This window comes from Archangium minus (genome assembly GCF_044360475.1).
Classification (GTDB): Bacteria; Myxococcota; Myxococcia; order Myxococcales; family Myxococcaceae; genus Archangium; species Archangium minus.
Window position 1 is genome coordinate 3,118,863 of sequence record NZ_CP043494.1, and the last position, 23,622, is coordinate 3,142,484.

At 67.3% G+C, this 23,622-nt stretch carries 19 protein-coding genes; 13 read left to right on the forward strand and 6 right to left on the reverse strand.

Features of this window, described 5'->3' with window-relative positions; all coding sequences use genetic code 11:
- Nucleotides 1-13: 13 nt before the first annotated feature.
- A complete protein-coding gene (locus tag F0U60_RS12795) occupies nt 14-829 on the reverse strand; it encodes a hypothetical protein (protein ID WP_395818622.1) in 816 nt (271 codons plus the stop codon).
- A 217-nt stretch (nt 830-1,046) separates the two neighbouring features.
- Between F0U60_RS12795 and F0U60_RS12800 the strand changes: the two genes are divergently transcribed.
- The 3 genes from F0U60_RS12800 to F0U60_RS12810 are packed head-to-tail and all read left to right on the forward strand — an operon-like array spanning nt 1,047 to nt 4,780.
- Nucleotides 1,047-2,747, forward strand: coding sequence for an extracellular solute-binding protein (locus tag F0U60_RS12800; protein ID WP_395818625.1), 1,701 nt, complete (start codon nt 1,047-1,049; stop codon nt 2,745-2,747).
- 33 nt (nt 2,748-2,780) lie between these two features.
- Nucleotides 2,781-3,587 (forward strand): hypothetical protein, encoded by an 807-nt coding sequence (locus tag F0U60_RS12805; protein WP_395818628.1) that lies wholly within the window; start codon nt 2,781-2,783, stop codon nt 3,585-3,587.
- Nucleotides 3,584-4,780, forward strand: a complete 1,197-nt coding sequence (locus tag F0U60_RS12810) for a substrate-binding domain-containing protein (protein WP_395818630.1) — start codon at nt 3,584-3,586, stop codon at nt 4,778-4,780. Before F0U60_RS12805 ends, F0U60_RS12810 begins: the two co-directional genes overlap by 4 nt.
- On the opposite strand, the gene F0U60_RS12815 is transcribed toward F0U60_RS12810, so the two are convergent.
- On the reverse strand, nt 4,754-5,131 hold the full coding sequence (locus F0U60_RS12815; RefSeq protein ID WP_395818633.1) for a DUF2809 domain-containing protein: 378 nt from the start codon (nt 5,129-5,131) through the stop codon (nt 4,754-4,756). The genes F0U60_RS12810 and F0U60_RS12815 overlap by 27 nt on opposite strands.
- Before the next feature lie 91 nt (nt 5,132-5,222).
- On the opposite strand from F0U60_RS12815, the gene F0U60_RS12820 reads away from it, so the two are divergent.
- Entirely contained in the window at nt 5,223-6,368 is a 1,146-nt protein-coding gene (locus F0U60_RS12820; RefSeq protein WP_395818636.1) for a hypothetical protein, read from the forward strand.
- A 51-nt stretch (nt 6,369-6,419) separates the two neighbouring features.
- Nucleotides 6,420-7,286, forward strand: coding sequence for a hypothetical protein (locus tag F0U60_RS12825; protein WP_395818638.1), 867 nt, complete (start codon nt 6,420-6,422; stop codon nt 7,284-7,286).
- A 20-nt stretch (nt 7,287-7,306) separates the two neighbouring features.
- Here F0U60_RS12825 and F0U60_RS12830 read toward each other — a convergent pair whose 3' ends face one another.
- Nucleotides 7,307-8,950 carry a hypothetical protein gene (locus F0U60_RS12830; RefSeq protein WP_395818640.1) on the reverse strand — a complete coding sequence of 548 codons (1,644 nt, stop codon included), beginning with the start codon at nt 8,948-8,950 and terminating at the stop codon, nt 7,307-7,309.
- A 175-nt stretch (nt 8,951-9,125) separates the two neighbouring features.
- Between F0U60_RS12830 and F0U60_RS12835 the strand changes: the two genes are divergently transcribed.
- Nucleotides 9,126-9,530, forward strand: coding sequence for a c-type cytochrome (locus F0U60_RS12835; protein WP_395818643.1), 405 nt, complete (start codon nt 9,126-9,128; stop codon nt 9,528-9,530).
- 33 nt (nt 9,531-9,563) lie between these two features.
- Here the strand turns inward: F0U60_RS12835 and F0U60_RS12840 are convergent, their stop codons facing one another.
- From F0U60_RS12840 to F0U60_RS12850, 3 genes are all read right to left on the reverse strand, one after another.
- Nucleotides 9,564-10,445 carry an aldo/keto reductase gene (locus F0U60_RS12840; protein ID WP_395818645.1) on the reverse strand — a complete coding sequence of 294 codons (882 nt, stop codon included), beginning with the start codon at nt 10,443-10,445 and terminating at the stop codon, nt 9,564-9,566.
- On the reverse strand, nt 10,445-11,257 hold the full coding sequence (locus F0U60_RS12845) for a hypothetical protein (protein ID WP_395818648.1): 813 nt from the start codon (nt 11,255-11,257) through the stop codon (nt 10,445-10,447). Before F0U60_RS12845 ends, F0U60_RS12840 begins: the two co-directional genes overlap by 1 nt.
- Before the next feature lie 89 nt (nt 11,258-11,346).
- On the reverse strand, nt 11,347-11,799 hold the full coding sequence (locus F0U60_RS12850; RefSeq protein WP_395818651.1) for a Spy/CpxP family protein refolding chaperone: 453 nt from the start codon (nt 11,797-11,799) through the stop codon (nt 11,347-11,349).
- Between the two features lie 393 nt (nt 11,800-12,192).
- On the opposite strand from F0U60_RS12850, the gene dnaE reads away from it, so the two are divergent.
- The 7 genes from dnaE (at nt 12,193) to F0U60_RS12885 (ending at nt 23,604) form a co-directional block, all read left to right on the forward strand.
- Complete coding sequence (gene dnaE, locus F0U60_RS12855) at nt 12,193-15,762, forward strand: DNA polymerase III subunit alpha (protein WP_395818654.1); 3,570 nt, start codon at nt 12,193-12,195, stop codon at nt 15,760-15,762.
- Nucleotides 15,763-15,786: 24 nt separating this feature from the next.
- On the forward strand, nt 15,787-17,025 hold the full coding sequence (locus F0U60_RS12860) for an ATP-binding protein (protein ID WP_395818656.1): 1,239 nt from the start codon (nt 15,787-15,789) through the stop codon (nt 17,023-17,025).
- 89 nt (nt 17,026-17,114) lie between these two features.
- Nucleotides 17,115-17,942, forward strand: coding sequence for a crotonase/enoyl-CoA hydratase family protein (locus F0U60_RS12865; RefSeq protein WP_395818659.1), 828 nt, complete (start codon nt 17,115-17,117; stop codon nt 17,940-17,942).
- Between the two features lie 5 nt (nt 17,943-17,947).
- Nucleotides 17,948-18,751 (forward strand): SDR family oxidoreductase, encoded by an 804-nt coding sequence (locus F0U60_RS12870; protein WP_395818662.1) that lies wholly within the window; start codon nt 17,948-17,950, stop codon nt 18,749-18,751.
- A gap of 137 nt (nt 18,752-18,888) precedes the next feature.
- Nucleotides 18,889-21,681, forward strand: coding sequence for a lamin tail domain-containing protein (locus F0U60_RS12875; protein ID WP_395818665.1), 2,793 nt, complete (start codon nt 18,889-18,891; stop codon nt 21,679-21,681).
- 215 nt (nt 21,682-21,896) lie between these two features.
- Complete coding sequence (locus F0U60_RS12880; RefSeq protein WP_395818667.1) at nt 21,897-22,349, forward strand: hypothetical protein; 453 nt, start codon at nt 21,897-21,899, stop codon at nt 22,347-22,349.
- A gap of 205 nt (nt 22,350-22,554) precedes the next feature.
- Nucleotides 22,555-23,604, forward strand: a complete 1,050-nt coding sequence (locus F0U60_RS12885) for a hypothetical protein (protein ID WP_395818669.1) — start codon at nt 22,555-22,557, stop codon at nt 23,602-23,604.
- The last annotated feature ends 18 nt before the right edge of the window (nt 23,605-23,622 follow it).

A 23,622-nucleotide genomic window follows, 5' to 3' on the forward strand; every position in this document is an offset into this window, starting at 1 on the left:
CGCGCGCTCTCTCTTAGTTCCCGCCCGCGCTCGAGCTGTGGGCGGGAGCCGACGGCTCCGCGGCGCTCGTGGGCTGCTTGTCCATCTCCTCCGCCGGGTAGCCGTTCGCGGCCTCGATGTAGCGCGGCGGCTTCACCTTGCGGCGGTCCTTCGCGCTGAGGCCGTCGGGCGAGACCAGGGTGGGCTCGCCTCCCTTGGGACCGGACTGGACGATGTGGCCATCGCAGAAGAGCCACTCGGTCCGGCCGTCGGCGAACTTGCGCGCGTAGTACAGGTCCGTGCTGCCCACCTCGGGATTCTTCGCGCACCACGTCTGGCGCGCCGTCTGCTCACGCTGGGGCGCCTCCTCCAACCACTTTTGCTGGGCGTGCTTCACCGCGATCAGCTGGGAGGACTCCGTCATCCGCTCCCGCGACTGCTCCAGCAGCCCCGTCCCCTGCTGCGCCAGCTCCGCGATGGCCCCGGACTTCGCGAAGTCGCACTTGCGCACCGCTCCCAGGTTGGCCTGGTACACGTCCAGCACCTTGCCCAGCGAGCCCTCCGCTTCCTTCAGCGTCTCCAGGGCTCGGGCATGGTCCACCGACTTCGGATTCTTCACCTGCTCCGTGGAGGACAGGAATTCCGTCAGCAGCTTGTTCATCGAACCCAGCTCGTCCGTCACGACGCGGGGTTCCTCATTACAGATGTTGGCCCGTGCCTTCGCGTAGTCGCGGTACTCCGCGCGCGCCAGCCCCAGGTTGTACTGCACCGGCGCCACCTTCGTGGCACACCCACCCAGCGCCAGACCCAGGCCTCCAATCATCCACAGCTTCCGGCTCATGAAATTCATGGCGGCGGACTCTATCGAACCTGTCTGTCCCGGTCGAACATGTGTGACCTCAAAATAAAACAGGGTGAAATGAAAAGTCCGAATAAACAGGTTTCCTGTGTGACGACCCCGTCACGCGCGTGCAAGAAGCAGGTGAGTTGAGTCGTGGACGGTTGAGGGGGCGGCGGCGCTGCGTCACACAGTCGTGGCGAAGGTGCCCGAGGGGAGGACCGTCAGGATGTGGAAGCTGCGGTGGGGAGTGCTCGCGGTGGTGATGCTGCTAGCCGCCTGCAAGGAATCCAGCCAGGGGACTTCTCATCCACCGGAGGCCGCGCGCAAGCCCCAGGCGGCGAGCGGCGGGCGGCCCGTGGTGCTGACGGTGGCCTACGGCAGCGAGAAGAAGAGCTGGTTCGAGGAGCAGGCGCGGGCCTTCGAGCGGAGCGGGGCGAAGACGAAGTCGGGCCGGCCCATCCGGGTGGAGGGCCAGGCGATGGGCTCGGGCGAGGCGGTGCAGGACATCGTCTCCGGCAAGCTCCGGGCGCACGTGTACAGCCCGGCCTCCAGCGCGTACCTGCCGCTGCTCAACAGCGCGTGGATGACGTCCAAGGGCAAGACGACGCCGGTGGTGGGCGAGGGCGAGCCGCTGCTGCTCTCACCCATCGTCATCGCCATGTGGAAGCCCATGGCGGAGGCGCTGGGCTGGCCGGGTAAGTCCATTGGCTGGGCGGACCTCATGAAGGTGGCGGCGGACAAGCGGGGCTGGGGCGCGTATGGGCACCCCGAGTGGGGCCGCTTCAAGCTGGGCCACACCCACCCGGACTCCTCCAACTCGGGCCTGCTGTCGGTGCTGGCCGAGGCCTACGCGGGCTCAGGCAAGACGCGCGGGCTGACGGTGGCGGACGTGGAGGGCAAGAAGACCCAGGCGCTGCTGACGGAGATTGAGGGCACGGTGGTGCACTACGGCAAGTCCACCGGCTTCTTCTCGGACAAGATGCTGCAGCGGGGCCCGGGCTACCTGTCGGCGGCGGTGCTGTACGAGAACCTGGTCATCGAGTCCTACGGCAAGCAGACGGACGCACCGTTCCCGTTGGTGTCCATCTACCCGGTGGAGGGCACCTTCTGGTCGGATCATCCGTACGCGGTGCTCGACGCGGACTGGGTGGGAGCCGAAGAGCGCGAGGCGGCGCAGACCTTCATGGCCTTCCTCAAGGCGCGGCCGGCGCAGGAGCGCGCGCTGGCGCTGGGCTTCCGTCCGGCGGACCCCGCGGTGGCCATCGCGGCGCCGGTGGACGCGGCCCACGGTGCGGATCCCAAGCAGCCACAGACGCTGCTGGAGGTGCCCGGCGCGGACGTGCTGGAGAAGCTTCTGGCCGTGTGGCGCGAGACGAAGAAGCCCACGGACGTCACCTTTGTCTTCGACAAGTCCGGCAGCATGTCGGGCCGCCCGCTGGCCGAGGCCAAGGTGGGGGCGAAGCGCTTCCTGGAGTCGCTGTCGGACCGGGATGAGGTGACACTCGTCCTCTTCGACAACAACGTGTACCCGCCGATGGGGCCGGTCGAGCTCGGCAAGGGCCGCGCGGAGCTGCTCGGCCGCGTCGACAACATCATCGCCAATGGGGGCACGGCCCTCTATTCGGCCACGCAGGCCGCTTACAAGATCGCGCGGGAGCGGGCGCTGAAGGAGCCGGGAAAAATCCACGCTGTGGTGGTGATGACGGACGGCAAGGACGAGCACAGCACCCTCACGCTGGGGGACCTGGAGAAGGGCCTGAACGCCTCGAGCGAGGAGAACCCGGTGCGCATCTTCACCATCGCCTATGGCCAGGGCGCCGAGAGCAAGGTGCTCGAGCGCATCGCTGAGGCGGCGAAGGGCTCCAGCGCCAAGGGCAGCGTGGAGGACATCGTCCAGGTGTACCGAGACATGGCGTCCTTCTTCTGAGGCGCGGGATGACGGGAGAGGGGAGGAGCGGACATGGCCGAGCGGGGTGAGTCGACGTTGGTGAGCTACCTTCCGAAGGTGCTGGCGCGCTCGGCAGGGAGCACGCTCAACCTGGTGGTGGCGGGTGTGTCGGCGCTGCTTGCGGCGGGCCTGCGCTCCTGGGCCGTGGCCGCATTGGGCGCGGTGGCCTATGTCGCGCTGGTGGCCTGGGATGTGGTGTCGCCCGGCTTCTGGAAGGAGACCCTCTCCGGCCGCTCCGAGGAAGAGCGCAAGCTGCCCGCCCCGGGGAAGTTGGAGGATCCGAGGGTGCGCGACTCGGTGCGGGCCATCCACCAGGCGCGCGAGGAGCTGACGCGCACGCTGGCGGACGCACCCCGCGGGGTGCTGTCTCACCTGGAGCTCGCACTGTCATCCCTGAGCGAGCTGGAGGGGCGCGCGGTGCGGCTGGTGCAGCGTGGCGAGGAGCTCTCCCGCTACCTGCGCACGGTGGACATGGGCGAGGTGCGCGATCAGCTGCGCCTGTTGGAAGAGCAGACCCGGGAGGCGCGGGACGCGGAGGCCCGGGAGCAGTACCAGAGCGCGCGCAAGGCTCGTGAAGAGCACCTGGCGGCGCTGCGGGACATTCATGCGGCGCACGAGCGGGTGTTGGCCAACCTCTCGCGCATCGCGGCCACCTTCCAGGGACTTCCCGCCAAGGTGATGCGCCTGCGCGCGCTGGACGCACAGGCCACGGACAGCATGTACGGGGACCTCAATCAGGAGCTCGGCCGCATGAACGGTGAGATCCAAGCCTTCGAGGACACCCTGCAATCTCTTAAGGAGGTTCGAGTCGCATCATGAAGCCCAAGGTCTTCATCATCCTGGGGTTCCTCGTCGCGGTCGGCGCGGTGCTCTTCATCACGTCCTCGAACGGGGACAAGGCGCGGCAGCAGGGCGGGGCGGAGGCCGCTCCCTCACAGACTCGAGCCTCCGGGCCGGTGACGGAGATCTCCTTCCTCTACAGCACGGAGAAGAAGGAGTGGGTGGAGTCCGCGGTGGCGGGCTTCCAGCAGGAGAACCCGTCCATTCGCGTGAAGCTGGTGGGCAAGGGCTCGCTGGAGTCGGCCCAGGCCATGTTGGATGGCAAGGAGAAGCCCACGGTGTGGAGCCCGGCCGACAGCGCCGTGCTGCGCATGCTGGAGTCGGACTGGTCGACGGATCCGCAGCGCGGGCAGCTCTTCGCCACCAGCGGTGACGACGCGCCGCAACCGCTGGTGATTACGCCGCTGGTGTTCGTGGTGTGGGAGGACCGGGCCGAGGTGCTGCAGAAGGTCTCCGGTGGCGTGGTGTCGTGGAAGGCCATCCACAAGGCGGTGGCGAGCGACCAGGGCTGGCCGGCCATCGGCGGCAAGTCGGAGTGGGGCTTCGTGAAGCTGGGCCATACGGATCCCACGCGCTCCAACTCGGGCCTGCAGGCGATGCTGCTGGCCACGCTGGAGTTCTACGGCAAGCGCTCGGGCCTGACGGTGGGAGACCTGCTCAAGCCCGAGTACCAGACGTGGGTGAAGGAGCTGGAGAAGGGCGTCACCCGCTTCGAGACGTCCACGGGCACCTTCATGACGGACATGGTGCGCTTCGGCCCGTCGAAGTACGACGTGGCGGTCGTCTACGAGAACCTGGCGATTTCCCAGCTCGCCAACGCGCAGGGCCGGTGGGGCAACCTGAAGGTGTACTACCCGGCGCTCACGCTGTGGAGCGACCACCCGGCGGCGCTGGTTCAGGCCGACTGGGTGACGCCGGAGCAGAAGGACGCGGCGCGCAAATTCCTCACGTATCTGCGCAGTCGTCCGGTGCAGGAGCGCGCGCTGGCGTTCGGCTTCCGTCCGGCGGATCCCTCGGTGCCGCTCAAGACGCAGGACGCGGCCAATCCCTTCACACGGCTCGCACCGCAGGGCATCCAGGTGGACGTGCCGCCCGTGGCCGAGGTGCCCGAGGGGCCGGTGGTCCGCAACCTGCTGACGATGTGGTCACGCGTGGTGGGCACCGCGCGCTGAGACACGCGAGAGCCCGGCGTCGAGCGCCACACCGAGCGCCACGCCCACCGCGTAGCAGAAGAGATCGGACACGAGGAACCCACGGCCCAGCACCAGGGCAACGAGGGGGTGGGCCCGGAGCGCATCGAGCCAGGGCGGGTGGAAGAGCTGGCTGAGCTCGATGAGCACGGAGAAGCCCAGGGCGCTCGCCGCGGCGCGTCGCACGGAGAGCCGGGGCCAGAGCAAGAGGAGTCCCAGGTAGACGAGAGTGGCCCAGAGTGTGTCGCCCGCGTAGTCGGTGAGGAAGCGCGGCAGCACCTGTCGGGCCACCGCGGACCGCGAGCCCAATCCCAACACCAGGGTGAGGAGCACGCACGCCACCAGGAGCGCGCGAGAGCGGGAGGGGGGGCCGGGCGGGGAATGGCTCTGCATGCGCCGCAGTGAAGCCGCTGCGGCGGCTATCATGCAATCCGTGATGCGTGTCCTGGGACTCCTGCTCCTGCTGCTGGCGGCCCCATCGCTCGCGGAGGAGCGGGCGAAGACGGTGCTGCTCTTCGTGCCGGAGGACGACACGGTGCCGGCGACCGCGGGCTTCTCCCGGAACTTCCGGCAGACGGTGCAGCGCGAGTGGCGGGCGCCCGTCACCGTCAACATCGAGTACCTGGACATGGCCTGGTTCAGCAGCCCCGAGTACGAGCGCGCGCTACGTGACTTCTATGTCGCCAAGTACCGCTCCCGGCGGCCCGACGCCCTCGTCGTGTTCGCGGATGCCACCCCCTTCCTGCTCAAGCTCCAGCAGGAGCTGTGGCCAGAGGTGCCGCTCCTCTGCATCCTCAACGACGACTTCCTGGCGGAGGCCGTGCCCAAGAGTCCCTACCTGCGGGGCAACTGGGCGGATCTCGACATACCGGCCACCGTGAAGTTGGCCCTACAGCTCCTCCCAGACACCCGCCATGTCGTCCTCGTCCTCGGCTCCAGTCAGCGGGAGCTGGATGCGTGGTCCTGGGTGGAACAGGAAGTCCGCTCCGCCGCGCCGGGTCGCGAGTTCATCGGACTCTCCGGGTTGACGCTGGAGGAGCTGCGGCAGCGCGTGCGCACGCTGCTCCCGGTGGGCGGCTTGCTGGAGGCCGCGAAGATTCGGCTCGAAGCGGAGATCGTCCGAGAGCGCGAGGCGCCAGAGGCGCTTCAGGCGTTTTCCCACGCGCTGGCCTGGCTCGAGCGGACGGGCTCCAGCCCCTCGGTCGTGGCACTGTGGAAGGCACGCGCGCACCGACTCCGTGCCCACCACGACTTTGTGCTCGGCCGGGATGCCCGCTCGTTGTTGACGGCCGCCGTCGAGGAGATCCACGCCGTCGCCAGAGACTCGCCGGAGAACCTCCGGCTTCTCAAGGAGTTGGTCCTGGTCCACCTCCTCCAGGCCGAGAACGAGCGGCGCGAGGGGCGGGACCCGAAGCCGGCCCTGCAGGAGGCGCGGGCCGCGATGTGGAAGGTGACCGAGGTGGACGCGATGCGCGCCGAGCTGACCTGCGAGGCGGCGAATCAGCAGAGCCCGTTCCAGGCCCGGGAGTGCCAGCGCCTCTTGCGCGAGGCCAAAGGCTCCAGCCGATAAGAAAAGACATACAGTCTGTTGTCATTCATTGCATCAAATCCGGGGGGTGCCATGCAAATGTCGCGTACGTATGTTCTGTCTATCCTCGTCCTCATGGTCGGCCTTGTTGGATGCGGGAGTACCGAGGAGGAGCTCGAGCAGGGGGAGCTGCTCGCACCCGTCGTCGGCCCATCGAAGATGGACGATGATCGCGACCCGCCCAAGGGAATGAACGGCATTCGCCCCTCGTGCTTCTGGGCCGCGGGGACCCAACAGGCGCTCAGGACCCTGGGAGACGCCGCCCTCGATCAGGGCGCGGGGTTCCTGCCGAGCATCCCCTTGAGCCAGGTCTCCGAGTCCTGCCGGCACGTCCTCCGCTCGGCCGTCCAGTGTGCCCTCACCCGGGAGCAATCCGTGAGGGATCCCGTGACGGGCGAGTTCTACACGGGGTGGTGGGGGCTCGCCCCCTCGTGGGCCGGCAATGTGCTGGACACCTCGGGCCGCCGGTATGTGACGGCGTGCCTGGTCCAGCGGCTGAATTACTACGGGTCCTCCGTTCCCATCCTCCTCGAGGGACCCCACTCCGCTGTCGCGCGGAACAAGGATTATGACTCGCAGTTCCCCCTCGAGGAGTCGACCGTCTTCGGCGACCTGTTCTCCTCCACCACGCCCCTGCTGGGGATCCTGCCCGCGTTCAACGTGTACGTGTGTTGGGAGACCCTGCTGCCCCAGTCCTGTGGCCTGCTAGGGTTGCCCCTGCTCTTCGAGAAGCGGATCTGCGACGACGCGATCCTGTGCGGGCTCGTGCCGCTGGGGCCGTGCGCCCTGACGTGCATGAGGAACGGTCCCTACTGGAAGTGCCGGCCGCCCTTGGACCTGCTCTCTCCGTTCTGGACGGAGACCGTTCGGGTGAAGCTGGAGACGGACTCCTGCCAGTGAGTCCGTGCCGCAGTGGGGGCTCAGAAGCAGCGCGTGGTGCCCTGGGCGTCGCGCTGGGGACGCCGGGCGAGCGAGAGCCCCTTCCGGGCGAAGACGTTGTACTCCCAGGACCAGCCGGCGGCGCTGGTGTCCGCGGGGATGCTGCAGAGGTACTCGTACTCCTGGCTGAAGCTCGGGGTCGTCAGGATGGCCCGGTCCTGTTGGTAGGCCGCGTTCAGTTTCATGGGCCTGCCCTCGAACTGGGCCCGTCCCTCGATGAGCCTGGGCAACTCTCCGTTGAGCAGCAGCACGACGAAGGAGGGCCGGTCGGCGAGCACCACCTGGGCGATCTCCCGGGCGCCTGCGTTGTCCGGGAAGAAGAGGTTGCTCTGGTACCTCCCGTTGCTGTGATGGAGGATGCGTGCCACCCGCGCATCCGTCAGGCCTCCCGTGTCGATGACGCGCAGCCCGGAGCGGTAGGAGACGGCTCCCACATCGAGCATCGCCACCGAGGCGCCCGGACCTACCAGGGACGTGAGCCATGCGCCGAGTGGCTCCCTGGCCAGGAGGGAGGCTCGGGTCGCGTCCTGCACCTTCATGAGCACGCCCTGGACTTGGAGCAGGGCGGCGGGCACGACCGCCGCGGCCATGATGAGCACGAGCCCCATGCGTGCCGTCCGTGCGCCCTCCCGCATCCGCTCCCCGAGTAGCTTCCAGAGCAAGAAGAGGGTGGTCGCGGTCGCCGCGGAGGCGATGGGCACCAGCGGGACGAGGAAGCGGAAGTGGGGAATCCAGTCGCCACCCACGGAGGCGATGTACCCGAGCCACACAGTCCCCAGGAGGGCGAGGAGGCGGAAGCGCACGTCCCCCTTGAACGCGAGCACCCACAGGCCGAGCAGCGCCAGGTAGCCGTAGTTCGCCGTGCCGTACTGGGCCAGGTAGTCGAAGCCGGCGGCAAAGCGACCCGTGGCGTCGAGGGGCACCTTGGCGAGCAGGGTGTTGGGGGTGAGCGAGCCAAACCAGACGGCCTTGAGGGCATAGGCTGGCATGACGAGCACCAGGGTGGGCAGGGCGAGCGCGAGCCAGCGGCGCCAGCGGTCGGGCTCGCGACGCCACCGCCACAGGGCGCTCGCACCGATGAACGCGAGGGGCAGTCCTCCCTCGAGGCGGAAGAGGATGGCCAGGGCGAGCGCCAGCCCCGCCAGTCCTTCGTCTCGGGGCGAGCGGGCGCGGACGTGGAAGGCGAGCCCGAGCGCGACGAAGGCGGCGAAGGGGGCCGTCTCAAGGCCGTTGACGCAGGCCACTGCGACGCCCGTGTGCAGCGCCACCAGGAGCCCTGCGATCCAGCCTGCCGCCCGCGAGCCGCTCAGCTCTCGGGTGAGGGCCACGGTGGCTCCCAGCAGCACGAGCCCGCACGCGATTCCGAACAGCTTCACCGCCAGTAGCGGCTCCACTCCGACGCGGAGGAAGGCCGCCTCGATGACGACCATGGCCGGGCTGGTGAAGCCCTCCACGCGCTCGCCCAGGTTGAAGACCGGCCCGTGACCCGCCGCGAGGTTCTCCGCGTAGCGCATCAGGATGAAGGCGTCATCCACCCGCATCGGGAAGAAGAGCAGGGCGTGGAGGACGAAGAGGAGTCCGATGAGGGAGAAGGCGACGACGTCAACCCGGGTGTCGCGAGACATGAGGCGTCGGACGATACCAGCCCGGATGCGGAGGATGAGGCCAACTTCAAGAGCGCGCCGGGAGCCCGCTCTCCTGCCCTCCGTGCCCCGGGTGGGCTTGCATCGCGGGGGCGCCGACGCTACCACCGGGTACAATGGCCACGAGGGGTTGGGGGGTTTTCACAGTGAGGAACACATGCGTATGAAGTGGATGGGACTGGTGCTGTCGGTTGGGGTGACGGGCTCGGCTGTCGCGGCTGAGGCTCCGAAGGCCACACCGGCGATGATCGAGAAGGGCAAGACCGCGTACACCACCTACTGCCAGTCCTGTCACGGAGAGAAGGGCGAGGGCAACGGTCCGGCGGGCATGTATCTGATGCCCAAGCCGCGCAACTTCCTGACCGAGCCCTTCAAGAAGGGCAACAAGCCGGAGGACATCTTCCAGACGCTCAACACCGGCATTCCGGGGAGCACGATGATGCCCTTCTTGAACATGCCCGAGGAGGACCGCTGGGCGGTCAGCCACTACGTCATCGAGCTGCAGAAGCAGGGCAAGCCGGCGGACGCGAAGGGCAAGAAGAAGGCGGCTCCGAAGAAGTAGACGGAGCCTCCCGGAGGCGGGTTCATCGCTGCGTCAGATGAGCCCGTCCCAGCCCTGGTCGTGGCGGTGGAACGCGTCGCGGATGCGGCCCACCAGGGCGTCGGGCAGCGGGCCCTTCTCCAGGGCGCGCAGGTTGCGCTGGAGGTTCTCCAGGCGCGTGGTGCCCACGATGCAGCTGGCCACGCCCGGCACGAAGGCGGCGAAGCGCAGGGCCAGCTCGCTCCAGTCCAGGCCCTCGGTGTCCAGCGCCAGGGCGCGCATCCGGTCCCAGTACGTGGCGATGTCATGGGCGTTGGGACGCTCGGCGAAGCGCCAGGGCGCGTTGCCCAGGGGCCGCTTGGCGATGACGCCGATGCCCTTCTCCCTCGCAACGGGCAGACCCCAGTCGATGACCTTCTGGTCGAAGACGTTGACGGATGTCTGCACCGAGCCGAAGGCGCCCGAGTGCAACGCCCACCCCAGGGGTGCGTTGTCCCCCGAGTACGCGGCCACGCGCACCTTGCCCTGCTCCACGGCACGCCGGAGCGCGTCCACCACGCCCGGGCGCTCCAGCACGTCCACCGGGCATGAGTGGAAGTGCACGATGTCGATGACGTCGGTGCGCAGCCGGCCCAGGGCCAGGTCAATGCCCTGGGTGATGCAGGGGCCCGTCCAGTCCTCCACGCCGGGCACGCCGTAGCCGCACTTGGTGGAGAGGACGAGCTCGTGCCGCCGCCCTTGCAGGTAGCGGCCGATGCGCTCCTCGGACTGCCCGTAGCTGGGCGCCGTGTCGAGCAGGTTGATGCCCGCGTCCAACACTCCGTGGAGCAGGGCTTCCGCCCCGGCCTCGGACAGCTCTGGACTGCCCACCGGCCCCGCTCCGAATCCCAGGACGGACACTTGGAGGCCGGTGTTGCCCAGAGGTCTGCGAATCATCACGTGCTCCCGCTTCCACGCGCGGCCAGGTCGATGAAGCCGCGAATCCAGATGAGGTTGATGGCGTGGCTGGCTTCTAGCGGAGTTCGCGTGGTGGTCTCCAGTGCCGTGGCGTAGGGCACCCCGCAGCGCAGGAAGTAGTCGGTGACGCTCCCGTCGTTGTACTCGATGAGGCCGTCCGGGTCGGTGCGGTTGACCTCGTCCACCTTCTCCTCGCGCATGACGCGGGCGTAGGCCGACGCGGCCTCCATGAAGGGCCGGTAGGCGCTCTTGTCTCCGAAGGTATAGGCGTAGGTGGCGGAGCCCGGCAGGTAGTTGTCCTGGTGGATGTCGAGCGCCGCGTCGGGGGCGGGGTAGCGCACGATGTCCGAGCGCACCGCGCGCGTCTCCTTGGGGCCTCCCTCGTAGAGCGCCCAGCGGAGGAAGGACTCGCCGCGGTTGAGCTCTCCCTTCCACACCCCGGGCGCGGTCTCGTAGCGCAGGAAGTCGTTGTTGGGTTTCTCGCCGCTGCGGTTGTAGCGGGTGCCGTCCTCGAAGCCCGAGGGGTTGATGCAGGGGTACACGCGCAGGCCCACGCGGCGTTCACGGGCGTACGTGACGATGTCCTCGAAGTACTGGCACAACGTGAGGGGACCGGCGGGCTCCTCGCCGTGGAAGCCCGAGGTGATCACCAGCCAACGCTCCCCGGGCACGGTGAGCCGAAAGAGCGGGTACTCGACACCTCCCTCGACGACTCGGGCGTACTCGTTCACCTCGGCGAGGTCGGCGTAGGCGCGGATGCGGCGGGCGTACTCTTGGTAGTTGTGTGGCACTCCGCCAGGGTATTCACGGGGGCGGTGGGCCGGGGACGGAATTGGACCCCGGTCCCACCACGATGTGTGCTTCCGCGTGCACTTGGCTATTAGTGAGCGTTCATGTGCTCACGAACCCTGGCCGTCACCTGCTGACGCTGCTCGGGGGTGAGGATGCGGTGGGCCTCCAGGGCGGCGTCGGCCAGCTTGTGGGCGAAGGCGCGGAAGGCGTCCACGCGCGCGTCCACCAGGGCGTGCACGGCCCTGCTGTCCGGGTTGGGCGACTCCCACTGCTCCACCATCTGCGCCCGCGCGCCCTTCTGCTCCTCGACGAGGCGCTTGCCGTCCTCGAAGAGCGAGTCCTTCAGCCCGTGGAGGGCCTGCTTCTGGGCGTCGGTGGCCTTCAGGTCCTCCAGCTTGTCATCCAGCTTCCAGGTCACCATCTGCTTCACGCGCTCGGGGTCGCGCGGGCCCCCGCCGAAGTGTCCGCCGCGGAAGCCCGTCAGGAGGACGAAGGCGAGGACGGCGGAACCGGCGAGGAGGATCTTGTTCTTCGTGGTCATGGCGTATGCTCCCAGGGGCCTTCCGGGCCCCGCGTTCTGCTTATGGACGCCGTCAATCGGCGACGGTGTACAGAATGCGAGAGGCCCGTTGAGGGGGCTTTGTGCTGGGGTAAAGAAGTGTGAAGGCCGCGCGGCGGGCTCTGGCCGCGTGGAGACCCAGCCCGCTCGCCTGCTCGGCGGCCTGACGGGAGGTCCCTTGGAGGTCATCCCAGGTGGCAGGGCCTGTGCCCCATTCCCGACCTGATGGCTCCTTCACGGCCCGTATAGGGCGTGGCACAAGGCGCTGGGGCCGATTTTCAGGCCCTGGATACGCCGTCCGGCCGGAAACTGGCGAGCGGCGCCTCCCTGAACAAATGTGATGCCGTAGACCCCCTTCCTGACTACCTTCCAGCCATGTCTTTTACCCATCTCCACCTGCACTCCCTGTACTCGCTCCTCGACGGCGCGATCCGGATGAAGGACCTCATCAAGACGGTGAAGGAGAAGGGGATGACGAGCGTGGCCGTGACTGATCACGGCAACATGTTCGCCACCATCGACTTCTACAAGAAGGCCAAGGACGCGGGCATCAAGCCGATCATCGGCATGGAGACCTACGTCGCCGGTCCCAAGGGCCGCAAGGATCGCACCGAGAAGGTGGGCCACCACCTCATCCTGCTGGCCAAGAACAAGGAGGGGTACGACAACCTCAAGTACCTCTCGTCCATGGCCTACCGCGAGGGCTTCTACTACCACCCGCGCATCGACAAGGAGCTCCTGAAGGACCACAGCAAGGGGCTCTTCGCGCTCACCGCCTGTCTGGGTGGCGAGGTGACGGGCGCGGCCTTCCGCGGGGACATGGACCACGCCCGTAAGGCGGCGCTCGAGTACAAGAACATCTTCGAGCCCGAGCACTTCTTCCTCGAGGTGCAGTCCAACGGGATGCCCGAGCAGGAGAAGGCCAACGAGAACCTCAAGCAGCTCAGCCGGGACCTGAGCATCCCGCTGTGCGCCACCGCGGACGCGCACTACATCAAGCGCGAGGACGCGCGCGCCCACGAGCTCCTCATGTGCATCGCCAGCGGCAAGACGCTCGCGGACGGCAAGCGCATGAAGCACTCCACGGACAAGCTCTACGTCACCAGTCCCCAGGAGATGCTGGAGTACTTCAAGGACACGCCCGAGGCCGTCCACAACACCCAGCGGATCGTGGAGCAGATCAGCCTGGAGCTGAAGCTGGGCAAGCCCATGCTGCCCACCTTCCAGGTGCCCGACAGCCACACGCCGGACAGCTTCATGGCGGAGCTGGCGCGTAAGAACCTGGAGGAGCGCTTCAAGGAGATCGACCTGGCGCGCTTCCGCGCCGGCCAGCCGCCCGTGGATCGCGAGCCCTACAAGGCCCGCCTGGAGCTGGAGATCGGCGTCATCCAGAAGATGGGGTTCAGCGGCTACTTCCTCATCGTTCAGGACTTCATCAACTGGGCCAAGCAGAACGGGATTCCGGTGGGACCGGGCCGTGGCTCGGGCGCGGGTTCGCTCGTGGCCTACTGCCTGCGCATCACCGACCTGGATCCGCTCCCGTACAACCTCCTCTTCGAGCGCTTCCTCAACCCCGAGCGCGTGTCGATGCCCGACTTCGACGTCGACTTCTGCCAGGACCGGCGCGACGAGGTCATCAAGTACGTGGGCCGCAAGTACGGGGAGAACAACGTCGGGCAGATCATCACCTTCGGCTCGCTCAAGGCCAAGAGCGTGCTGCGCGACGTGTGCCGCGTCTTCGCGCTGCCCTTCAGCGAGGGTGACCGCATCGCCAAGCTGGTGCCCGAGGTGCTCGGCATCACCCTCAAGGACGCCATCGAGCAGGAGCCGCGCCTCAAGGAGATGATGGAGAAGCCCACCGCCATCGGGCAGGTGGATGGCAAGGACGTCACCACCAAGGACGTGCTGGAGATCGCGCTCGCGCTGGAGGGCCTGCACCGCCAGCCCGGCATGCACGCGGCCGGCGTGGTGATCGCCGACAAGCCGCTGTGGGAGTTCGTGCCCACCTACCAGCCTCCCGGGGATGACACCCTCATCACCCAGTTCGCCAAGGACGAGGTGGAGGCGGCGGGCCTGGTGAAGTTCGACTTCCTCGGCCTCAAGACGCTCACCGTTATCCAGAACGCGCTCAACCTCATCAACCGCAACCCACCGAACGGCAAGCCCATCCAGCGCGAGGACATTCCGCTGGATGACCCGGAGGTGTGGAAGCTGATGGCGGACGGCGACACGGCCGGCGTCTTCCAGATGGAGTCCAGCGGCTTCACCGAAATGGTGATGAAGCTCAAGCCGTCCTGCTTCGAAGACGTCATCGCCGCCGGCGCGCTCTACCGTCCGGGTCCGCTCGACTCGGGCATGGTGGACGTCTTCATCAACCGCAAGCACGGCCGCGAGCCGGTGGTGTACCCGCACCCCCTGCTGGAGCCCGTCCTCAAGGACACCTACGGCGTTATCGTCTACCAGGAACAGGTGATGCAGATCTCCCAGGTGCTGGGAGGCTACACCCTGGGCCGCGCGGACCTGCTGCGCCGCGCGATGGGTAAGAAGAAGGCCGAGGTCATGCAGGCCGAGCGGGCCGGCTTCCTCGAGGGCTGCAAGAACAACAACGTCGACCTGAAGGTGGCCGGCGAGATCTTCGACCTCATGGAGAAGTTCGCCGAGTACGGCTTCAACAAGAGCCACTCGGCGGCCTACGGCCTCGTCACGCTACACACGGCCTGGCTCAAGGCGCACTACCGCGTCGAGTTCATGGCGGCCCTTCTCACGAGCGAGAAGGAAAACACCGACAAGGTGGTGCTGCACATCGGCGAGGCCCGGCAGTCGGGCGTGCAGGTGCTGCCGCCGGACGTGAACCAGTCGGACATGGCCTTCGGCGCGGTGGACGGGAAGATCCGCTTCGGCCTGGGCGCCATCAAGGGCGTGGGCGAGGGCGCCATCGAGTCCATCGTCGAGGCGCGCAAGGAGGGGCCCTTCAAGAGCCTGTTCGACTTCTGCGAGCGCGTGGACTCGCGGAAGGTGAACCGGAAGGTGCTGGAAGCGCTGGTGAAGGCGGGTGCCTTCGACTTCGAGAACCGCCCGCGGCGGCAGCTCTTCGAGAGCATCGAGCGTGCGATGAGCCGCGGCTCGAGCAGCCAGAAGGACAAGGCCGCGGGGCAGAGCTCGCTCTTCGGGATGCTGGGCGGTGGCTCCTCGGGCGGCGGCGGGATGAAGGACGACTACGTCCAGGTGGAGGAGTGGTCGGAGAAGGAGCGCCTGGCGCTGGAGAAGGAGGCCATCGGCTTCTACGTGTCGGGCCACCCGCTGTACCAGTACGACAAGGAGCTCAAGCGCTACGCGCGGCCCATCACGGCGGTGCAGCGTGCGCGCAAGGACGAGAAGCTCACCATCGCGGGCATCGTGGCGGCGCTGCGCGAGCGGCCCACCAAGACGGGCAAGCGCATGGCGTGGGTGACGCTGGAGGACCTGTCTGGCTCCATCGAGCTGGTGTGCTTCCCGGGCAAGGACGGCACGCGCAACGTGATGGGCAAGGACGGCAAGTGGACGAAGCAGGGGCCCAAGCCCGGCTTCGAGCACTGGGAGCCGCTGCTCAAGAGCGATGACCCCATCCTCGTGACGGGCACTGTGCAGATCAACCAGCGCGACGAGGACACGCCGGTGGCGGAGCTCATCGTCGAGGACATCCAGAGCCTCAAGGCCGTGCGGGAGAAGCGCACCAAGCGGCTGGAGCTGCGGCTGCCGGTGGACCTGGCGACGGAAGAGCGCATGGCGAAGCTGGCGGAGATCGCCAAGCAGTACGCGGGCGCCACGCCGGTAGCCGTGAGCCTGCTGTTCTCCAACGAGGCGGAGGCGCTCATCGGCAACACCTCCATCAAGGTGCAGGTGAGCGACGAGCTCATCCAGTCCGTGGAGCGGCTCTTCGGCATGAAGGTGGTTGAGTTCGGCTGAGCCTCGCCACCTCAAGAGGACCCTATGACACCGGCCATCATTCCTTCTCGCCTCGAACTGGACGACCCGGCGGTTTTTCTGCGCTGGCTTGGTACGGATCCAGTTGGGGTGGAGCTCGGCTCGATCGATCCGGTCGAGATGTGGGGCCTCGTCGCCCTTGCGACGCTCGGGCGTCTGCAAGGGTCGGAGCCTTTGCGAGTTCGGACGGATTGGGCTGCGCGGTCGTGTCAGTTCGCGCGTGCGGTGGGGTTCGATGACCTGATCGATGGACGTCCGCCCAGTGGACCCGGAGAGCCTGGTCGTACCGTCAAGCTCACGAGGATCCGGACCTCCGATACGACCGAGCCGCTAGCGGACAGAATCTCCCGGCTGCTCATCACGGAAAGCCGGTTCGAAGATACGCGGAGAACGGTCTATTACGTTCTCAACGAGTTGCTGCGAAACGTCGTGCAGCATAGCCGGGACCCTCTCGGTGGTGTCGTGGGTGCGCAGGTCAACCAGGGAGGTCGCAATGCGGACCGCCCCGCTGTTCAGGTGGCCGTCGCGGACGCGGGCCTTGGCATTCCCGCCAGCCTGATGTCTCGGCACAAGTCCCTGACGGAGCCGCGTGAGGCGCTCGCGAGATCCCTCTGGCCTCATGTTTCGAGCACCTTCGATGAGGGTGAGACGGGAAGCGCCCAGAACGCGGGGATGGGGCTCTTCTTCATTGCGGAGATGACGAAGCTGGTGGGCGGGCGGCTCGTGATTGCGTCCAGGGGCGCGACTCTCATCCTCGAAGGGGACGAGCAGTTCGAGGACCCCCATGGCGTGACGAATTTCCTCGAGCCTGGGATTGGTTTCCCTGGAACGCTCGTTGCGTTCGAGATGCCCTCCGAGGCCGAGCAGAACTATGACGCGATGATCGAGACGATTCGCGAACGGGCTCGCGAAAGGACGCCACGCCGCGCCGTGCATAAATGGCTGGCTTTCGAAGAGCCTCCGTCGGGGGCCCAGAGATTCATCGTCCGCCAGTCCCGAATCGAGGACACGGTGGAGGCCCAGCGTTTCGCGGAGGATAAGCTCATCCCGCGGTTGTTCCGCCGCGATCCCGTCGTGCTGGACTTCGGCGGGATTCCCGTCTGCACACAGAGCTATGTGCATGCGCTCCTGTTCGAGCCGCTCCGGATCGCCTGGGCGCGTAAGGCGAAGATCTACATCCTCAACGCTCAGCCGGCCGTGCGCAGCACGCTCGAGTTGTTGGAGAACTACGCGCTGGGCGGCTGAGGTTCCAACGTCGAATTCGGCTGAGCGCGGGCGTGGACGCTGACTGGGCGTTCTGCTCAAGTGCCCTCCCTCACCAAGGAGGGCACGCAATGTCAGCGGCATACCAGTCACTGCGCATCGAACAGGCGGACGGCATCGCCGAGGTGGTGCTCACCGGTCCCGGCAAGGGCAACGCGCTCGGGCCGGACTTCTGGCGCGAGATGCCCCAGGCGCTCCGGGCACTCGACGCGGATGACTCGGTGCGCGTCGTCCTCCTGCGCGGCGACGGCGCCCACTTCACCTACGGCCTCGACTTGATGGCCATGATGGAGACGCTCGGGCCGCTGCTCACGGGCGAGGGCAACCTCGCGCTCGAGCGCACGAAGCTGCTCCAGCTCATCGACACCATGCAGGCCTCCACCGAGGGGCTCGCTCGCTGCCGCAAGCCGGTGCTGGCGGCGGTGCACGGCTGGTGCATCGGCGGGGGTATCGATCTCATCGCCGCGTGCGACTTCCGCTACTGCTCGCGCGAGGCGAAGTTCTCCCTGCGCGAGGTGCGCGTGGGCATCACCGCGGACCTCGGCGCGTTGCAGCGGCTGCCTCGCATCATCGGCGAGGGGAACACGCGCGAGCTCGCCTATACCGGTGGCGACATCGACGCGGACCGCGCCCTCCAGATGGGACTGGTGAACCAGGTGTTCGCCACCCCCGAGGAGCTGCTGGCCGCGGCGCGCGTCACCGCGCGGAAGATCGCCGACAACCCTCCGCTCGTGGTGCAGGGGGCCAAACAGGTAATGGAGTATTGCGCGGACAAGTCCGTGGCGGACGGCCTGCGCTACGTGGCGGTGTGGAACTCCGCCTTCCTTCAGTCACATGACCTCGCCGAGGCCTTCGCGGCATACGCCGAGCGGCGGCCTCCGCGCTTCCAGGGGAGATGAGTCACATGGCACAGGGTGTATTTCGCGATGATCTGCTGGCGGGCAAGGTGGCCTTCATCACCGGCGGCAGCAGTGGCATCAACCTCGGTATCGCCGAGGCCTTCGTCAAGGCAGGCGCCAAGGTCGTCATCAACGGCCGCAACGTGGAGAAGCTGGAGGCTGCTGTGAAGGGCCTCCAGGCGCATGGCACCGCCATGGGCGTGCCCGCGGACGTGCGCAACTACGAGTCCGTGGAGAAGGCCATCCTGTCGGCGCGCGACGCCTATGGGGAGCTCGACATCCTCGTGTGCGGCGCGGCGGGTAACTTCCCCGCTCCTGCCCTGGGCATGTCCTCCAACGGCTTCAAGTCGGTGCTGGAGATCGACGTGCTCGGCACCTTCAACGCCTGCCGCGCCGCCTTCGAGCACCTGCGCAAGCCGGGCGCCAGCGTGCTCAACATCTCCGCGCCCCAGGCCTACCTGCCCATGGCCATGCAGGCCCACGTCTGTGCCGCCAAGGCCGGCGTGGACATGATCACCCGTACCCTCGCTATTGAATGGGGTGGGGTGGGCGTGCGCGTGAACTCCATCACCCCCGGCCCCATCGACGACACCGAGGGCATGCGCCGGCTCGCCCCGGGCGACGACACCCGCCAGAAGCTCACCCGGGCCTTGCCGCTCCAGCGCTTCGGCACGAAGCAGGACATCGCGCAGCTCGCGCTGTTCCTGGCATCGGATGCGGCCTCATACATCACCGGCTCCATCATGGTGTGCGACGGAGGCCAGTCGTTGCTCGGCTCCGGCCTGATGCTCCAGGCCATGGGCATGTGAATCTCTTGCAACATCAAGGGCCTGAGTTCGTCTTCTGAGACTGAGTTTTTACAGGGACAGAGTATCTGGTAGAAAGCACTCGTACCCGCCGAGCACCTCGCTGGCGGGTGCTGTCCTCCCTCAGCTTGGAGATGTCCATGAGTCATGGCCCCCCCACGCTCGCGCGCCTGGCCGCGTGGAGCGTGTTGTTGCTCGGTCTGTCCGTCGGGTGTGGATCGAGTTGTGGTGGAGATCCCACCCCGCCGCCGGCCACGCGAGAGATGCCGGATGCGGCCCGTTCGTCCGTGGAAGTGAGTAGGGCGCAGGGGGTCCCGGCCAATGGCACGGACTCCGTCGACATCAAGGTGACGGTGCGCAAGGAGGACGGCACGCCGCTGCCGGGCCGCGCGTTGAAGGTGACGGTCTCCGGCACTGGCAACACGCTGACGCAGCCCTCGGGTCCCACCAATGACCAGGGCCTGGCGACGGCGACGCTGACCTCCACCGTGGCGGAGACGAAGACGGTGACGGTGTCCGTGGACGCCGAGGGTGGCCCGGTGACGCTGTCATCCCAGCCCACCATCGAGTTCGTCGGGTCCGTTGTCCCGTCCGCCTCCAAGCTCGTCTTCTCCAAGCAGCCCAGCAACAGCCGCGTTCGCGCTCTCTTCGGCGTGGAGGTGTTGCTGCAGGACGACGTCGGCAATGTGGTGCCCGTGGGTGAGCCCGCGGTGACGCTCTCCGTCAACAAGGGCGGGACGTTGGTGGGAGGGGGCTCCGTGTCGCCGGTGAACGGCGTGGCCACCTTCTCGGGCCTGTCCATCGCCGAGGAGAACTCGGATTATGTGCTGACGGCCTCGGCCCCCGGGTTGGCTTCCGTTTCGAGCGACCCCTTCACCCTCGTGGACGATGTCGCGCCGGGCGCCGTGACGCTCTCCGTGGTGCGCAAGACGAGCATCCAGGTGGAGCTGGGCTGGACGGCCGTGGGTGATGACGACCTGCTCGGGACCGCCTCCAGCTACGACCTGCGCTACGCGACGAGCCCCATCGATGAAGCGTCGTTCGACTCCGCCGTGCCGGTGGACGTGGGGTCGCCCCAGGCGCCGGGGACGGCCGAGTCGGCCACCGTCATCGATCTCAACCCCAACACCCTCTACTACTTCGCGCTGAGGGTGCATGACAGCGCCAACAACACGCGCCTCGCCACGGTGAGCACGAGTACGAATGTGGATCCGTGCGCCGGCTACGTCTGCACGCCGTCCGCGCCCATCTGCGCGGCGGACGGTGTCTCGCGCATCACCTACACGCCGACCTGCGTCGACGTGGACAACGTCGCCACCTGCCAGGAGTCGCAGACGACCACCGCCTGCACGGGCACCAACGCCGTCTGCTTCAACGCGGCTTGCGACACGGCGGAGAAGCCCACGGCCAACCAGCTGAGCATCTCCGAGATCATGCACTCGCCCTCGGCCGGCACCACCGAGTACTTCGAGCTGACCAACAACACCAACACCCTGCTCAACCTCAATGGCGTCCTGGTCACCTACAAGAACGCTTCTGGCGCCACGACCACCTTCCCGGTGGGCACCGGCAGCACCCCGGTGGTGATCGGCCGTAAGGGCACCTTCGTCCTGGCGCAGAACAAGGACACAGCCACCAACGGTGGGGTCTCCGCCAACTACCAGTACGACAGCTCCCTCACCCTGGATGGCTCGGGGCAGTTCAAGATCGCCAACGGTGCCACGTCGGTGGAGGAGTTCACGTACACGTCGTCCTTCCCGCAGACGCCGGGCAAGGCGATGAGCCTGTCCTCGCTCGTAGTGGGGACCCGGGCCAACGGCAACTCCTGGTACTGGTGTGACGCGGACGTGCAGCTCTCGGGTGGCGACTACGGCACGCCCAATGCCGCCAACTCCGCGTGTGGCATGACGGTCACCCCGCCCGTGGACTGGTGCAACATCCAGAGCCCGAAGACGCTCCCGAACACCATCGTCGGCACGTCGACGGAGATCTACAGCCAGTTCTTCGAGCCGGGCGCGACCAGCCGGAACATGTCAGGTAACGACGGCTACCCGCACGTGTTCGCCGAGCTGGGCTACGGCTCGGGCACGAGCTCCGCGGAGACCTGGACCTGGGCCCCGATCTCGTTCAACGGGGCCTACACGACCTCGCTCAGCAACAATGACGAGATGATGGGCATTCTGACCATCTCCACCCCCGGCTCGTACCGCTACGGCTTCCGGTACTACTTCAAGGACCCGTTCACCGGGGCCTCCTCGCCCTACGTGTACTGCGGCCAGGACGATATTGCGGATCCGGCCACCGGGACCTTCGGCACCGTGAACATCGTCGAGCGGCCGGTGGTGGCCAACCACGTGGTCATCAGCGAGTTCTCCGGAGGCAATGGTTCTTCCGGCACTGGCCCGACGGACGAGTTCATCGAGCTCTACAACCCGACGAACAGCCCGGTGAACATCGGAGGGTGGACAGTGCAGTACAAGTCGGCCACTGGCACGACCTACTCCGGCTCGTTCACGATCCCCACGGGAACCTTCATCCAGCCCAAGAAGTACTTCCTGCTGGGAGGCGCCAACTACACGGGTGCGAAGGACGCCACCTACGGCTTCGATACGTCGGCATCGACCACGGGCGGTGGCCACGTGCGCATCGGCCCGGGCCTCGTCGCGAGCAACCTCAACGACCCGAACACCGTGGACAAGCTGGGGTTTGGCACCGCGAACCAGCCCGAGGGCACTGCGGCACCGTCCCACCCCGCCGCTGGTGGCAGCCTCGAGCGCAAGGCGGTCAGCTCCTCCACCTCCGACAGCATGGCGACCGGTGGTAGCGATGCCAACCGTGGTAACGGTTTCGACTCGAACGACAACTCGCAGGATTTCGTGCAGCGCGCGGTGCGCAACCCTCAGGACTCCTCGAGCCCCGCCGAGTCGCCGTAGTCACTGGAAGGACTGAGGTTTGAGAGAGGCCGCTCCGGGCAACCGGGGTGGCCTCTTCTCTTTGGCCGGTTAGCTCAAGGCTTGGCTGGTCGGTGGGGGCGTGCTCAGCCGAGAGAGGGCCGGCACGGCGTCACAGAGCAGGACGGTGTCGGCGCCATATGTTTCTCGAACAGTCATCCCCAACGCGCCCGGGGAACGCCCTCGGGGGAGGTGACATGAGCGCGAGCTTCACCTTCGACGATTCGCTCTGGCCGCTGCTCATCTCCCGTCTCACGGGCGTGCTGGCGGACAAGCAGTACTCCGAGTACCTCGCTCGGTTGACCGCTTATGTGGAGCGCGGGGAGCGCTACGTCTGCATCTCCGACCTGCGTCGCGCGGGTCTTTTCACGGCCGCACAGCGCCAGATGCAGGTGGCGTGGATCCGCCAGCACGAGGTCTCGCTGCGTGAGCGAGTGCTCGGCAACGCCACCCTCATCACCTCGGCGCCCATCCGTCTGTCTCTGAGCCTCATCTACCACCTCAAGCCCCTGCCCATGCCGAATGTCGTTGTGGCCGATATGAACGCGGCCGTGCGCTATATCTTGGGCAAGCTGGAGGAAGGGGGACTCGTCTCCGAGGCCGAGCGCATCCGGCTTCACTTCGGCCTTCCTGGTACCCACGTGGGTTGAGTCCTCGGTCTCCTCCGGAATCGCGCACCCTCCGTGCTTGGTGTTCCCATGTGCTTGCGTGCTAGCTAGACGACGCTCGCTCTCGTCTCGGAGGGCTGGAGGGGGGAACGCTTTGGACTCCAACTGGGTTGTCTGTCCATCTTGTCAGCTCAAGCATCGCCGCCGTCCCGAGGGGACGTGCCCGCGGTGCAAGAGCCCCGTTGATGTGGCTCCGGCTGAGATGGCCATGCCCATGCCGGACTCAGCAGCAGTCGCTGCCGCCGCATACCCGAGCGTGCTCCCGCCGGACGTCGGGGAGGTGAGCACGCCCGCGCTCGAGTCCTCTGAGGACGCGCAGCCGAATCCGGCGCTGAAGCTCGCGGGTGGCGTGCTGCTCCTCAACGCCGTGCTCGTCCTGGTGGAGAAGGTGGTTGCCCCCCAGGTCGGTGGCGGCTTCCCGGGCTCCTCGAACTTCGTGCCCGCCATCATCGACGCCTTCATCGGCGTGTCTCTGCTGAGAGGCAATGACAAGTACCGGAGCCTGGCCACCGTGCGTGTCGTGCTGGGGCTGGTGATCCTCACCGTCATCCACCTCGTTCAGAAGAACGTGATAGCGGCGGTGTTCCAGTTCTTCTTCAGCGGCACGCTGTTGATGTTGCTGCTCGGGTCTCCGTCCGCGCTGCGCCGGGGCCTGGCGCTCGCGGGGGTGGGCTTGTGCATGCTGGTCGAGGGAGTGGGCCTCTACGCCCTCCACACCGGGAACGTTCCGTTCGCCAACAAGTTCGCGGCGAGCACGTATGACGCCGAGCCCATTGAGGGCGACGTGGTGCAGGGCAGGGCGTTTGCCTTCCACATGAGCCTGCCCGGCGCTTCCTGGCTCCTACGCAAGGAGGAGGCCGCGCACCGCGACAATCCCCTGGCGGACCTCTGGCTCGTCGATCCCGACTCCGGGGCCCACCTGCTCATCATTGGCGAGAAGGTCTCCGGGGATACCCAGGTGAGCATGGAGCGCTTCGCGAACGCCGTCATCAAGAACGTCCGCAAGGGCACGGTGGACTTCGACCCGAGCGAGCCCGACTACCGCATCTTCGAGGGCATGCCCGCCTGCTCCATTCGCGGCACCGGCAGGGTGAATGGCGCGCAGCTCGACTACGAAATCCGCCTGCTGTCCGCGCCGGGCGCCATCTACCAGCTCATTGCCTTTGGCCCCTCCGACAGCTTTGGCGAGGTGCGCGGGGACGTGGTGGCGTCGATGGATGCCTTCCGCCTGGAGTAGGCGGCGGAAGAGGGGAGG

Excerpts from the sequence above, each read along its gene's own strand:
- F0U60_RS12795 (WP_395818622.1), bottom strand. The coding sequence starts at position 829 with ATGAATTTCATGAGCCGGAAGCTGTGGATGATTGGAGGCCTGGGTCTG.
- F0U60_RS12800 (WP_395818625.1), top strand. The coding sequence starts at position 1,047 with ATGTGGAAGCTGCGGTGGGGAGTGCTCGCGGTGGTGATGCTGCTAGCC.
- F0U60_RS12805 (WP_395818628.1), top strand. The coding sequence starts at position 2,781 with ATGGCCGAGCGGGGTGAGTCGACGTTGGTGAGCTACCTTCCGAAGGTG.
- F0U60_RS12810 (WP_395818630.1), top strand. The coding sequence starts at position 3,584 with ATGAAGCCCAAGGTCTTCATCATCCTGGGGTTCCTCGTCGCGGTCGGC.
- F0U60_RS12820 (WP_395818636.1), top strand. The coding sequence starts at position 5,223 with ATGCAATCCGTGATGCGTGTCCTGGGACTCCTGCTCCTGCTGCTGGCG.
- F0U60_RS12825 (WP_395818638.1), top strand. The coding sequence starts at position 6,420 with ATGCAAATGTCGCGTACGTATGTTCTGTCTATCCTCGTCCTCATGGTC.
- F0U60_RS12830 (WP_395818640.1), bottom strand. The coding sequence starts at position 8,950 with ATGTCTCGCGACACCCGGGTTGACGTCGTCGCCTTCTCCCTCATCGGA.
- F0U60_RS12835 (WP_395818643.1), top strand. The coding sequence starts at position 9,126 with ATGCGTATGAAGTGGATGGGACTGGTGCTGTCGGTTGGGGTGACGGGC.
- F0U60_RS12840 (WP_395818645.1), bottom strand. The coding sequence starts at position 10,445 with ATGATTCGCAGACCTCTGGGCAACACCGGCCTCCAAGTGTCCGTCCTG.
- F0U60_RS12850 (WP_395818651.1), bottom strand. The coding sequence starts at position 11,799 with ATGACCACGAAGAACAAGATCCTCCTCGCCGGTTCCGCCGTCCTCGCC.
- dnaE (WP_395818654.1), top strand. The coding sequence starts at position 12,193 with ATGTCTTTTACCCATCTCCACCTGCACTCCCTGTACTCGCTCCTCGAC.
- F0U60_RS12860 (WP_395818656.1), top strand. The coding sequence starts at position 15,787 with ATGACACCGGCCATCATTCCTTCTCGCCTCGAACTGGACGACCCGGCG.
- F0U60_RS12865 (WP_395818659.1), top strand. The coding sequence starts at position 17,115 with ATGTCAGCGGCATACCAGTCACTGCGCATCGAACAGGCGGACGGCATC.
- F0U60_RS12870 (WP_395818662.1), top strand. The coding sequence starts at position 17,948 with ATGGCACAGGGTGTATTTCGCGATGATCTGCTGGCGGGCAAGGTGGCC.
- F0U60_RS12875 (WP_395818665.1), top strand. The coding sequence starts at position 18,889 with ATGAGTCATGGCCCCCCCACGCTCGCGCGCCTGGCCGCGTGGAGCGTG.
- F0U60_RS12880 (WP_395818667.1), top strand. The coding sequence starts at position 21,897 with ATGAGCGCGAGCTTCACCTTCGACGATTCGCTCTGGCCGCTGCTCATC.